Origin of the sequence: Amycolatopsis acidiphila (assembly GCF_021391495.1) — a bacterium.
GTDB lineage: Bacteria > Actinomycetota > Actinomycetes > Mycobacteriales > Pseudonocardiaceae > Amycolatopsis_E > Amycolatopsis_E acidiphila.
In genome coordinates this window covers 1,925,268-1,937,983 of record NZ_CP090063.1, presented here as the reverse complement: position 1 = coordinate 1,937,983, position 12,716 = coordinate 1,925,268, and the positions used below count along the sequence as shown (strand labels likewise).

General features: G+C 71.3%; 11 protein-coding genes. 1 reads left to right on the top strand and 10 read right to left on the bottom strand.

Annotation, left to right across the window (positions count from 1 at the left end; translation table 11 throughout):
- Window positions 1–9: 9 nt before the first annotated feature.
- Window positions 10–1,005 carry a TIGR03842 family LLM class F420-dependent oxidoreductase gene (locus tag LWP59_RS09465; protein ID WP_144642027.1) on the top strand — a complete coding sequence of 332 codons (996 nt, stop codon included), beginning with the start codon at window positions 10–12 and terminating at the stop codon, window positions 1,003–1,005.
- Window positions 1,006–1,359: 354 nt separating this feature from the next.
- Here LWP59_RS09465 and LWP59_RS09460 read toward each other — a convergent pair whose 3' ends face one another.
- From LWP59_RS09460 to LWP59_RS09415, 10 genes are all read right to left on the bottom strand, one after another.
- Window positions 1,360–2,586 carry a serine hydrolase domain-containing protein gene (locus LWP59_RS09460; protein WP_144642028.1) on the bottom strand — a complete coding sequence of 409 codons (1,227 nt, stop codon included), beginning with the start codon at window positions 2,584–2,586 and terminating at the stop codon, window positions 1,360–1,362.
- A gap of 32 nt (window positions 2,587–2,618) precedes the next feature.
- A complete protein-coding gene (locus LWP59_RS09455) occupies window positions 2,619–3,443 on the bottom strand; it encodes a siderophore-interacting protein (RefSeq protein WP_144642029.1) in 825 nt (274 codons plus the stop codon).
- Window positions 3,444–3,501: 58 nt separating this feature from the next.
- Complete coding sequence (locus LWP59_RS09450) at window positions 3,502–5,322, bottom strand: FtsX-like permease family protein (protein WP_144642030.1); 1,821 nt, start codon at window positions 5,320–5,322, stop codon at window positions 3,502–3,504.
- Window positions 5,322–6,071 carry an ABC transporter ATP-binding protein gene (locus LWP59_RS09445; RefSeq protein WP_144642031.1) on the bottom strand — a complete coding sequence of 250 codons (750 nt, stop codon included), beginning with the start codon at window positions 6,069–6,071 and terminating at the stop codon, window positions 5,322–5,324. The genes LWP59_RS09450 and LWP59_RS09445 overlap by 1 nt, the downstream gene beginning before the upstream one ends.
- A gap of 71 nt (window positions 6,072–6,142) precedes the next feature.
- On the bottom strand, window positions 6,143–7,237 hold the full coding sequence (locus LWP59_RS09440) for a vWA domain-containing protein (protein WP_144642032.1): 1,095 nt from the start codon (window positions 7,235–7,237) through the stop codon (window positions 6,143–6,145).
- Window positions 7,234–8,091: an AAA family ATPase gene (locus LWP59_RS09435; RefSeq protein ID WP_144642033.1), complete on the bottom strand. Its 858-nt coding sequence runs from the start codon at window positions 8,089–8,091 to the stop codon at window positions 7,234–7,236. The genes LWP59_RS09440 and LWP59_RS09435 overlap by 4 nt, the downstream gene beginning before the upstream one ends.
- Window positions 8,084–8,962 carry an XdhC family protein gene (locus LWP59_RS09430; RefSeq protein ID WP_144642034.1) on the bottom strand — a complete coding sequence of 293 codons (879 nt, stop codon included), beginning with the start codon at window positions 8,960–8,962 and terminating at the stop codon, window positions 8,084–8,086. Before LWP59_RS09430 ends, LWP59_RS09435 begins: the two co-directional genes overlap by 8 nt.
- A complete protein-coding gene (locus LWP59_RS09425; RefSeq protein WP_144642035.1) occupies window positions 8,962–11,340 on the bottom strand; it encodes an aerobic carbon-monoxide dehydrogenase large subunit in 2,379 nt (792 codons plus the stop codon). Before LWP59_RS09425 ends, LWP59_RS09430 begins: the two co-directional genes overlap by 1 nt.
- Window positions 11,337–11,819, bottom strand: a complete 483-nt coding sequence (locus tag LWP59_RS09420; protein ID WP_144642036.1) for a (2Fe-2S)-binding protein — start codon at window positions 11,817–11,819, stop codon at window positions 11,337–11,339. The genes LWP59_RS09425 and LWP59_RS09420 overlap by 4 nt, the downstream gene beginning before the upstream one ends.
- 2 nt (window positions 11,820–11,821) lie before the next feature.
- Window positions 11,822–12,700 (bottom strand): FAD binding domain-containing protein, encoded by an 879-nt coding sequence (locus LWP59_RS09415; RefSeq protein WP_144642066.1) that lies wholly within the window; start codon window positions 12,698–12,700, stop codon window positions 11,822–11,824.
- Window positions 12,701–12,716: the final 16 nt, after the last annotated feature.

The following is a 12,716-nucleotide window of genomic DNA, read 5'->3' as shown; positions in this document are numbered from 1 at the left end:
GGGGGCGGGATGGATTTCGGGGTGGTGCTGCAGACCGACCCGCCGGCGCGGGACGTCGTGCGGTTGATGAAGGAGGCCGAGGACCGCGGGTTCGGCTACGGTTGGACGTTCGACTCGTGCGTCCTGTGGCAGGAGCCGTTCGTCATCTATTCGCAGATCCTCGCCGCCACGTCGTCGATGATCGTGGGGCCGATGGTCACCAGTCCCGGCACCCGGGACTGGTCGGTGATGGCGTCGTTGTTCGCCACACTGAACGACATGTTCGGCAACCGGACGGTCTGCGGCATCGGCCGGGGCGACTCGGCACACCGGGTGATCGGCAAGCCACCGTCCACTTTGGCCACGCTGCGGGACTCGATGCACGTGATCAAGGAGCTGGCGGAGGGGCGTTCGGTACTGTTGAGGGAGACGCCCGTGCAGATCCCGTGGGTGCGCAACGGCCGGCTGGAGATGTGGATGGCCGGGTACGGTCCGAAGGCACTCAAAATGGTGGGCGAGCACGCCGACGGGTTCATCCTGCAGTGTGCCGACCCGGCGATCGCCCGCTGGACGGTCGGCTCGGTCCGCGAAGCCGCCCGCGCGGCGGGCCGTGACCCGGCGGGCATCACCATCTGCGTGGCTGCGCCTGCCTATGTCGGAGAGGATGTCGCGCACCAGCGGGAGCAGCTCCGGTGGTTCGGCGGCATGGTCGGCAACCACGTGGCGGATCTCGTTGCGCGGTATGGTGATTCGGGCCCGGTACCGCACGAGCTGACGGACTACATTCGTGAGCGGGAGGGGTACGACTACGCCCACCACGGCCGCGCGGGCAACCCGTCGACGGACTTCGTCCCGGACGAGATCGTCGACAGGTTCTGCCTGACGGGCCCCGCGAGCGCCCACATCGAGCGGTTGCAGGAGCTCGCGGAGCTGGGGGTGGACCAGTTCGCGGTGTACCTGATGCACGATGAGCGGGAGCGCACCCTCGCGGCGTACGAGGACATCATCGGAAAGCTGGCGGCGTAGGACGGCCGGAATTCCATCACCGGGCAGCCACACTGGCGAGCCCAACAACGCCCAGCCACCCACAAACGGCAACCCGACAGCGCCCGGCCACCCCGCGATGGCGAACCCGGCGACGGCAGCCGAGAGGAGCCGAGCCCAGCCGTCCCCTCAACCCCGATACCCAGCCTCTTCAGCGGCCGGCGTGCCGGCCGCTGAACGATCAAAAAACCGGGGTGGGCCGGCTCCTCCGACGACCCCCGCGCGAAGCGCGGGACAAAAGATCAAGAGAGTCCTCGCCGGACGGGCAGGCTCAAAGATGAGCCAGTAAAAGCCCGCTCATCTCACCTCATGCAGGCGGTCGAGTCGGGCAAACCCCTACTCCACCAACGCCTGATACACCAGCTGCCGCAGATGCTGGCGGATCGGGTGGGTGCTCGACGGCACCAGTTGCGTGAAGAACAACGCCGTCACCTCCTGCACCGGGTCGACCCAGAACGCGGTGCTCGCCGCACCGCCCCAGGCGTACTCGCCCGGGCTGGACAGCGTCTTCGCCTTCACCGGGTCCTTCAGCACCGAGAAGCCCAGCCCGAAGCCGAAACCGTCGAAGGGCATCTCCGCGAACAGCGGCCGGCCGTACGCCTCGAGGTCGACGTCGCCCGGCAGGTGGTTGCTCGCCATCAACGCCACCGTCCGCGGGCTCAGCAGCCGGACGCCGTCGAGTTCGCCGCGCCGCAACAGGAACTGCGTGAACCGGTGATAGTCCGCCGCCGTCGAGACGAGCCCGCCGCCGCCGGAGAAGTACGCCGGTCGCCCGACGCCGGTCCGACCGAAGGCCTCGTTGCGGATCGCCTTGCGGGTACCCGGCTCGGGCACGTACACCGCGGCCAGCCGCTCGGTGTCGTCCGTGCCGAACGACGTGTCCGCCATGCCCAGCGGCGCGAAGATCCGCTGCGCGAAGAACTCGTCGAGCGGCTGACCGGACACCACCTCGACGAGCCGGCCGAGCACGTCCGTCGAGATCGAGTAGTTCCACTCGCTGCCGGGCTGGAACACCAGCGGCAGCTGCGCCCACCGCTCGCTGCACGCGGCCAGGTCGAGCCCGGGCGGCGCACCCCACTCGAAGCCGGCCTGCCGGTACATCGCGTCGACCGGGTGCGCGTGGTGGAAGCCGTAGGTCAGGCCCGACGTGTGGCTGAGCAGGTGCCAGACCCGGATCGGCTCGGTCGCCGCCTCGGTGAGCGGGTTGAGCGCCGACCCCTTCACGTACACCCGCGGCGCGGCGAACTCCGGCAGCCAGCGCGAGATCGGGTCGGTCAGGTCGAAGGCGCCCTCTTCGAACAGCATCATCGCGGCGACGGACGTGACCGGCTTGGTCATCGAGAAGATCCGCCACGTCGTGTCGGGCTCGACCGGTTTGTCGGCCTCGATGTCGCGCCGCCCGTACTCCGAGACGTGCACGAGCTTCCCGCGCCGGGTGACGACGATCTGCCAGCCCGGCAACAGGCCGTCGTCGACATAACGGGCGAAGTGCCGGTCGATGCGCGTCAACCGGTCCGCGTCGAACCCGGCCTCGGCCGGCTCGGCGTCCGCTTTTAGAATCATATTCGGTACTTTCGTGCCAAAGTACCGCCGCGTCAACCCGCGCGCTGCTCCGCCGCCGCCCGTTCCGCGGCCTTCTCCGCGCGCCACTCCTCGTCCGTCGCACCGCGGCGCCAGTAGCCGGAGATCGACAGCAGGTCCTTGCGCACACCACGCTCGTCGAGCAGGTGACGGCGCAGCTCCCGCACGAAGCCCGCCTCGCCGTGGACGAACGCCTGCACCGTGCCCGCCGGGAAGTCCAGCTCACGCACGGCCGCCACCAGGTCCTCGCCGGCCGCGCGGTGGATCCAGCGGATCTGCGCGTCGCCCTTGGTGACCAGCGGCTGCTCCTCGTCCGCGTCCTCGACCTCGACGAACACCCGCACGGGCACCCCGGCCGGCATCGCTTCCAGCGTCAGCGCGATCGCGGGCAGCGCGCTCTCGTCGCCGACCAGCAGGTGCCAGTCCGCCTCCTCGCCCGGCGCGTACGCCCCGCCCGGCCCGTTGAGCAGCAGCTCGTCGCCGGGCTTCGCCTCGCGCGCCCACGGCCCGGCGACGCCCTGGTCCCCGTGGTGGACGAAGTCGATGGCCAGTTCACCGGCGTTCGCGTCGTAGTGGCGCACGGTGTAGCTGCGCATCACCGGCCATTGCTCGCGCGAGTACTCGGCGCGGATCAGGCCCATGTCGAACGGCTCCGGGTACCGCACGCCGGGCGCCGGGAAAAGCACCTTGACGTAGGCGTCGGTGAACTCGTTCGGCTGGAAGGCCGCCAGGCCCTGGCCGCCGGCCACGATCCGGATCATGTGCGGCGTCAGCCGCTGCGTGCGCAGGACACGCAACCTGACCGCGGGCCGGCTCTTGCGTGCGGGCTTGTCCGCCATTCGCTGCTCCTCAACTCATCCCAAGCCCTTAGGCTACCCTAAGTCGAGCCGTGAAGGTCTACTCGCGGGCCCCGACCAGGGTCACCGGAGCCTGCCGCGTCGCCGAGAGGCCGGTCCACACGCTGGTCACGCCGACGACGAGGAAGGCGCCCGCGACCACGAGGCCCAGCACCGCCCAGGGCACCGAGACCATGCGGGCCACCGAGGCGATGCCGGTCAGCGTCCCGGCCGCGGCGAGCGCGCCCAGCAGGACGCCGACGGTCGTGACCGCCCAGGACTCGAGCAGCGCCATCCGCACGACCTGGCCACGGCGAAGACCCGTGACGCGGGCGGCGGCGAACTCGGCCTTGCGCTCGGCCGCCGCGATCACCACCGCGTTGATCACGGCCACCAGCGAGTAGAGCCCGGCGAGCCCCATCAGCACGGTCATGATGCCCGAGTTCGTGGTGTCCTGTTTCGACGCGCTCGCCGCGATCCACTGGTCCACTGTGGACATCGGTTGCGGCAGGGCGGCCGCAACCGCCGCCGCGCCGGCGCCGGGCCGCAGCTCGACGAGGGTCCGCGCCGGGCCGAGGGCAGCCGCCGGCACCAGGTCACGCGGCAACAGCAGGCTGGGCCCGCCGTTGAGGCTCTCGGGCAGCACGGCCACCACACGCGGTTCGACATCGCGGTCGCCGATCCGCAGGCGAACGGTCTCGCCGAGGTCGAAGTCCGTCGCCGCGACGGTCAGGCCGTGCAGGTCGTCCAGCGAACCGCGCACCGGCGCCTGCCGGTGCACCTGCTGGTAGTCGGCCTCGTCGACGGCGAGGGCCTGCTCGTCGTCGTGGTCCTCGTCGTCGTGGTCCTCGTCGTCGTGCTTCACGGTGGTGACCGTGACCGGCACGGTGTACTCGGTCGACGCCGCGGCGATCCCCGGCAGCTGCCCGACGTCGGCGGAGTTCACCACGAAGTCCGCCCGGACGTCCTCGACCAGCTCGCGGTGTCCCGCCGCCGAAAGCGTCGACAGCGCGCCGGACATACCCAGCACGAGCGCCACCAGCACGAGCAGCGGAGCCGCGGTCGACGCGCTGCGCCGGACCCCGTCGCGAAGGTTCGCCTGCGCGAGGCCACCGAGTGTCGTGCGGCCCAGGACCAGCCCCAACAGCCGGCCGATCAGCGGCACGACGAGCGGGCTGAGGGCGCTGAGCGCGACGGCCGCGGTGATGGCCACGTTGATCGAAATCGGGATCGCCCCGCTGGGCCCGGCGAACCGCGACACCGTCACCAGCGCGATCGCCCCGGCGAGGAACAACAGCCCGAAGAACCAGCGCGCGCCCGTCATCACCCGGGCCGCGTCGCCGTTGTCCCGCAACGCATCCAGCGGCCGCACCCGGGAGGCACGCCGCGAAGCGGCCAGCACCCCGAGCTGCGAGACGCCGATACCGATGCCCGCGGACACGCCGAGGATCCAGTCGTGCCACTGCGCGGTGAACGCGTTCGGCACGAACCCGAGGTCGGTCAGCAGCCACGCCTGCACACGCATGGTCACCAGGCCCAGCGGGACGCCGAGCGCGGTGCCGAGCAGCCCCAGCAGGAACGCCTCCGACAGCAGCAGCCTGCGCAGCTGGCGGCGGCTGCCCCTGACGAGCCGGAGCAGCGCCAGGTCGCGACGGCGCTGCGCGATGGTGAACGCGAACGTGGAGCTGACGATGAAGACCGCGAGGAACGCGGCGATCCCGAGCGTCATCGCGACCAGGACGATCGCCTCGACGTAGGAGGTCGCCGAGATCAGGATCAACAGCGAGGACTGCACCAGGGCCACGCCCAGCAGCACCGTGAAGATCGCGCCGAGGAACAACTGCCAGCGCTCCCGGAAGGTGGACAGCGACAGGGCGAACATCACGCCTCCAGCGCGGCGAGCCGGTCGGCCACTTCACGCGCCGAGGGAGCGACGGCCCGGTCCACGATCCGGCCGTCGGACAGGAACACCACCGAGTCCGCGCAAGCCGCGGCCGCCGGGTCGTGGGTGACCATCACGATCGTCTGCCCCGCCGTGTCCACCATCTGCCGCAGCAGGCCGAGGACCGTGCGCGCGGACGTCGAGTCGAGCGCGCCGGTCGGCTCGTCGGCGAACAGCACCGCGGGACGCGTCACCATGGCTCGCGCGATCGCGACGCGCTGCTGCTGGCCGCCGGACAGCTCACGCGGCCGGTGCCGCATCCGGTCGGCGAGGCCGACGCCCGACAGCACCGCGCGCACATCCTTTTTGGACACCCGGTGCCCGGACAGCTTGAGCGGCAGTGCGACGTTCTGCTCGGCGGTCAGGGAGCCGATGAGGTTGAAGCTCTGGAACACGAAGCCGATCTCGCGGCGCCGCAGGTCGGTCAGCTCCCTGTCCGAGGCCGCCGTGATGTCCTCGCCCGCGAGGAACACCTGGCCGCTGCTCACGTGTTCCAGCCCCGCCGCGCAGTGCAGCAGGGTGGACTTGCCCGACCCCGATGGGCCCATCACCGCCGTCCAGGTGCCTTGCGGGAACGCCAGGCTCACGCCGTCGAGTGCGCACACCCGCGCGTGCTTGCCACCGTATTCCCGGGTCACCTCACGAAGCTCCACCGCCGTGGCACGCTGGACCCCGATCGCATTCGTCATGCCATGAAGACAACCAACGCGAACCCGCGGACTCACTGCCGCGCACACCCGAGTCCGTGGTGGGGTTGCCCCTACCCCACGGCCGCGAGCAACGCGTCGAGCGCGTCCAGGCGGTGCGCGCTGACGACCGCGCCGCAGTAGGGCCACACCGCCGCCATCCCGCCCACGAGGGGCCGGTACCCCGGCTTGGCGGTGCGCGGGTTGACCCACACCACGCGATGCGCGAGCCGGGACAGCCGGGCCATCTGCCCGGCGAGCTTGTCGGTCCCGCCGGTCTCCCAGCCGTCGGAGATGATCACCACGACCGCGCCGCGCGCCATCCCGCGTGCGCCGTAGGAGTCGAGGAACTCCTTGAGCGCGGCGCCGATCCTCGTCCCACCCGACCAATCCGGCGCCTCCTCCCCCGCCTGCCGCATGGCCTTCGCCGGGGAGCCGGCGAGCGCCCTGGTCAGCCGCGTCAGCCGGGTGGCGAACGTGAACACCTCCGCCCGCGCCCCGAGGTTCGCGCACACCAGCAGTTGCAGCATCGCGCGGGCATGCGCCTCCATCGAGCCGGAGATGTCGCACAGCACCACCAGTTTCCGCGGCTTCTCGCGCGGCACCCAGCGGCGCAGCACGACCGGCTCGCCACCACTGCGGCGCGCACCGCGCAGGGTCTCGCGCATGTCGACCCGCCGGCCTCCGGGCGCGGCCCGTTTGCGCCGCGACCGGCGCAGCGGGGTCGCGATCCGGAACCGCCGCATGAGATCCCGCAACAGGGCCAGCTCGCCGGGGTCGAGATCGGCGAAGTCGCGCGCCGCGAGCCGCTCCGTCGCGCTGCCGGCTGCCGGGATCTCGACCTCGCGTTCGCGCCCGTCCTTCGCCGTGCCCGCGCTCACCTGGCGGTCCTCCCCCGCCACCACCGCCTCGTTCGGCCGGTCGCCGCGGAAGTCGGCCGGGTCGCCGTCGGTGCCGAACACCGCGGCGAAGACCCGTTCGAGCACTTCTATTTCGTCCGGTGTGGACACCAGCGTGGCGAGCGCGCACCGGTAGAGCTCGGCCGGCGTCCGCGGGCGCACGAGCAGGATCGCCTGCGCGAACCGCGCCGACCGGTCGGCGCCGACGGCCACGCCCTGGGCCCGCAGCGCCGCACCGAACCGTGCGGCGAGCACGGCCAGGTCGGTCACCACCAGCTCCCGGCCGACTCGACGACCGCGCTGTCCTCCTCGTACTTCACGACGGTGCTCATCGTGTGCCGGACGGCGGTCCCGTCCAGCGTCTCGACCCCGAGCACGTGCAGCGCCGAGGCCCAGTTGATCGCCTCCGCGACACCGGGCGGCTTGTACAGGTCGAAACCGCGCAGCCGCTGCACGGAGCCCGCGACCCGCTCGGCCAGCCAGCCGGCGACGCCCGGCACCCGCAGCCGGATGATCGCGGCCACGCGATCCGGGTCCGGATGCGCGATCCACTGGTACAGGCAACGCCGCTTGAGCGCGTCGTGCAGCTCGCGGGTCCGGTTCGAGGTCAGCACCGCGATCGGCGGCACGGCGGCATGCCGGGTGCCCAGCTCCGGGATCGTCACCGTCGCCTCGGCGAGCAGTTCGAGCAGGAACGCCTCGAACTCGTCGTCGGCCCGGTCGACCTCGTCGATGAGCAGCACCGCCGGGCGCGGCCCCGGATGCTCGATCGCCGCCAGCAGGGGCCTTGCCAGCAGGTAGTCCTCGCCGAACAGGTCCGCTTCGGACAGTGCGTCGCCCCGGGCCTCGGCGAGCCGGATGCCCAGCAACTGCCGCGGGTAGTTCCACTCGTACAACGCGTCCGCCGAGGACAGTCCCTCGTAGCACTGCAGCCGGATGAGCCGGGTGTCCAGCGCCCGCGCAAGCGCTTTCGCGGCCTCGGTCTTGCCGACGCCCGGCTCGCCTTCGAGCAGGATGGGCTGGGGCATCCGCACGGCGAGGAACAGCGCGGTCGCCAGCGCCTCGTCGGTGAGGTACCCCGCCGCTTCGAGGTCTGCGGCCAGCTCCGGCACGGTCTCACCCATCGGCGCCGTACCTGGCGGGTTCTTCGGCGAACGCCTGCCGGCACCCGGGCCCGCAGAAGTAGTACGTCCGGCCTTCGTACGGCAGTTGCAGCGACTCGCGGGTGACCGCCACGCTCATCCCGCACACCGGGTCCGGCGCCTCGGCGGGCTCGGGCAGGGTCTCCGGGGACGGCGGCCGCCGCCGGGTGGCGATCATCTCGGCGTAGACCGAGACCGCGATCTCCCCGGGGGTGCGCGCGCCGATGTCCAGCCCGGCCGGGGTGTGCACGAAATCCGCGTCGAGCTCGAGCGCCTCCAGCACCGCCGCGCCGCGGCGACGGCTGGCGATCAGGCCCACGTAGCCCACGCCCGCCGCCACCGCGGCCCGCAGCACCGCTTCCTCGTCCCGGCCGTGCGAGGCGACGAGCACGGCGTCGGCGTCCTCCGGCACCGACGGGTCCGTGCGCACGTCGTAGCCGAGGGCAGCACCGACCGACACCAACGCCCGCGCCACCGGCGCGTCGCCGTGTACCACGACGAGCGCCGGTGGCAGCTGGGCCTCGAGGAAGATCTCCAGTGTGCCGCCGGACAGGCACGGGTTGCCCACGGTCACCACCCCGTCCTCCACCTTTTCGTCCGAACGGGCCTCCGGCGTGATCCGCAGCAGGGTCGAGCGCCCGGTGCCGAGCAGCCGGATCCCCTGCAGCCGCACGGTGGACTCCGCGCAGTCGCCGCCGACGAACCCCTCGATCGTCCCGTCGGGCAGCACCAGCGCGCAGTCGCCGGGCTTGGCGCTGGTCGGCCGCTGCACGCGGACGACCGTGGCGAGCACGAACGGTCGCCGGCGGGCCCGCAGCGAGTCCGCCTGCGCGAGCAGTTCCGGTCTGGACATCAGGTGATCGCCAGGTCCGTGCGGATCGGCCTGCCCTGCAGCGCACACCAGACCGCGGCCGGGGTGAGCGGCATGTCCGCGTGCCGCACGCCGAACGGCTTGAGCGCGTCGAGCACCGCGTTGACCACGGCCGCCGGGGACCCGACGGTGGCGGACTCGCCCACGCCCTTGGCACCGATGGGATGGTGCGGCGACGGGGTGACCGTCTCGCCCAGCTCCCACGACGGGCACTCCATCGAGGTCGGCAGCAGATAGTCCATGAAGGACCCGCCGAGGTGGTTGCCGTCCTCGTCGAACGCCATGCCCTGCATCAGCGCCATCCCGACGCCGTCGGCGAGACCGCCGTGCACCTGGCCCTCGACGATCATCGGGTTGATCCGCACCCCGCAGTCGTCGACCGCGATGAACCGGCGCACCTTCACCTGTCCGGTGCCCGCGTCGACGTCGACCACGCAGATGTAGGCGCCGAACGGGTAGGTCAGGTTCGGCGGGTTGTAGACGCACGTCGCGTCCAGGTGCCCCTCCACACCGTCGGGCAGTTCCAGGTTGGAGTGCGCGGCCATCGCGATGTCCTGAATGGACTTGCCGGCCTCCGGGTCGCCCTTGACGAACCAGCGGCCCTTCTCCCACTCCAGGTCGTCGGTGCTCACCTCGAGCATCGCCGAGGCGACGATCTTCGCGCGCTCCCGGACCTTCCGCGCCACGACGGCGGTGGCCGCGCCGGAGACCGGCGTGGAGCGGGAGCCGTAGGTGCCGAGCCCGAACGGGGTCTGGTCGGTGTCGCCGTGCACCACGTCGATGTCGTCCGGCGAGATGCCCAGCTCCTCGGCGACGATCTGCGCGAACGTCGTCTCGTGCCCCTGCCCCTGGCTCTGCACCGACAACCGCAGCACGGCCTTGCCGGTCGGGTGCACGCGCAGCTCCGCGCTGTCGGCCATGCCGAGGCCCAGGATGTCCATGTGCTTGCGCGGCCCGGCGCCGACGGCCTCGGTGAAGAAGGCGAGGCCGATGCCCATCAGATCCTGGCCGCCGGACTCGCGCCGCCTCGCCTGCTCGGCCCGCAGCTCGTCGTAGCCGGCCATCTCGAGCGCCAGCCGCAGCGTCCGCGGGTAGTCGCCCGAGTCGTACTCCCAGCCCGTCTTGCTCTGGTACGGGAACTGGTCGGGCTGCAGCAGGTTCCGCATCCGCAGCTCGGCCGGGTCCATCCCCAGGTCGAGGGCCAGCACGTCGATCAGCCGCTCGACCAGGTACACCGCCTCGGTGATCCGGAACGAGCACGCGTAGGCGACCCCGCCCGGCGCCTTGTTCGTGTAGACACCGGTGACCTCGGCGTGCGCGGCCTCGATGTCGTAGGAACCGGTGAACACGCCGAAGAACCCGGCCGGGTACTTGGTCGGCTGTGCGGTGCCGTTGAACGCGCCGTGGTCGGCGAGCACCTTGACCTTGATCGCGAGGATCCGGCCGTCCTTGGTGGCCGCGATCTCGCCGTGCATGTGGTAGTCGCGGGCGAAGGACGTGCTCATCAGGTTCTCCGAGCGGTCCTCCACCCACTTCACCGGCTTGCCGGTGAGGATCGAGCCGACGATCGAGCACACGTACCCCGGGTAGATGCCGACCTTGTTGCCGAAGCCGCCGCCGATGTCCGGGGAGACCACCCGGATCTTGTGCTCGGGCAGGCCGGCGACGAGCGCGTACAACGTGCGGTGCGCGTGCGGGGCCTGTGTCGTGGTCCAGATCGTGAGCTTGCCGGTGACCGGGTCCATGTCCGCGACCGAACCGCAGGTCTCCATCGGCGCGGGGTGCACGCGCGGGTAGAGCATGTCCTGCGACGCGATCACCTCGGCGGCGGCGAACACCTCGTCCGTGCGGGCCTTGTCGCCGGTCTCCCAGTCGAAGATGTGGTTGTCCGTGCGGCCTTCGAGGTCGTCGCGGACGACCGGTGCGCCGGGGTCGAGCGCCTTGCGCGCGTCCACCACCGGGGCGAGCGCCTCGTAGTCGACGTCGATGAGTTCGAGCGCATCCCTTGCGGAGTACCGGTCCTCGGCGACGACGAACGCGACTTCCTGGCCCTGGAAGCGGACCTTGTCGGTGGCCAGCACGGCCTGCACGTCACCGGACAGCGTCGGCATCCAGGCGAGGTTGAGGCCCGCGAGCGTCTCGCCCGTGATGACCGCCAGCACCTTCGGGTGCGCCTCGGCGGCACTGGTGTCGATCGAGACGATCTTCGCGTGCGCGTAGGGGCTGCGGAGAACCGCGCCGTGCACCATGCCGGGCAGCGTGACGTCGTCGACGTAGTTGCCGCGACCACGCAGGAACCGCGCGTCCTCCTTGCGGTGCATCCGGCCGAAGCCCATCGGTGTCTCTTCGGTGGTGGTCATGCCTGCACCTCCTCCTGCGCCGCTTCGTGCTCGGCCGCCCAGCGGACCGAGCGGACGATGTTCTCGTAGCCGGTGCAGCGGCACAGCTGCCCGGAGACCGCCTCACGAATGTCCTCTTCGGACGGATCCGGATTGTTGTCCAGCAACCAGCGCGCGGTCATCATCATGCCCGGCGTGCAGAACCCGCACTGCAGGCCGTGGCACTGCCGGAAGCCCTCCTGCACCGGGTCGAGCCCGGCGCCGTCGGCCAGCCCCTCGACGGTGCGCACGCGGTGCCCGTCGGCCATCACCGCGAGCACCGTGCAGGACTTCACCGGCACCTCGTCCAGCCACACCACGCAGGTGCCGCAGTTCGACGTGTCGCACCCCCAGTGCGTGCCGGTCAGCCGCAGCTCGTCGCGCAGGAAGTGCACGAGCAGGAGCCGGGGCTCCACCTCACGCTGGTACACCGTGCCGTTCACGGTCACGTTGATCTCCATGCTCACGCCTCCTGATGCCGGCCGTGCCAGCGTGCGAGTGCCGCGCCGAGCGCGCGAGCGGTGAGGGTCGCGGCGAGGTGCCGCTTGTAGTCGACCGGGCCGCGCTGGTCCGCCACCGGTTGGCAGTGCTCGGCGGCGATTTCGCCCGCGCGGGCGAACCGCTCGGCCGTCGCCGGACCGCCGACGAGGAACTCCTCCGCCTCGGGCACGTGGAAGTTCGCCGCGCCCACCGCGGTCAGTCCGATCCCGGCCTCGGCCACGGTGTCGCCGTCGAGCCGCAGTTCCGCGCCCGCGGCGGCGACCGCCCAGTCCCCCGCGCGCCGCTCGACCTTCTGGTACGCCGACGCCGAGGACCGGATCGGCACGCGCACGGCGACCAGCAGCTCGCCGTCGGCGACCACCGTCTCGTACGGGCCGGTGAAGAACTCACGGATCGGCACGACACGTTGTCCTTCGCCACCCTGGATCACCGCTTCACCGCGAATGGCCGCGAAAACGGCGGAAAGGTCTTCGGACGGGTCGGCCTGGCACAGCGAACCGCCTATGGTGCCCCGATTCCGGACGACCGGGTCGGCAATCAGTTTCTCGGCGTCGTGGAAGATCGGGAAATGCTCACCGGCGACCGCCGAGGACAGCAGTTCGGCGTGCCGGACCATCGCGCCGATCCGCAGCATGTGCTCCTCGACGCTGATCCGGGTCAGCTCCTCGACTTCGTTGATGTCGATCAGGGCCTGCGGCTGGGCCAGCCGCAGCTTCATCATCGGGATCAGGCTGTGGCCACCGGCCACGACCCTGCTTTCCGGACCGTATTTGCCGAGCAGACCCAGCGCGTGTTCGACGCTGGTCGCCTTCTCGTACTGGAACTGGGCGGGTACCTGCATGAGCAGCAGGGTTCCG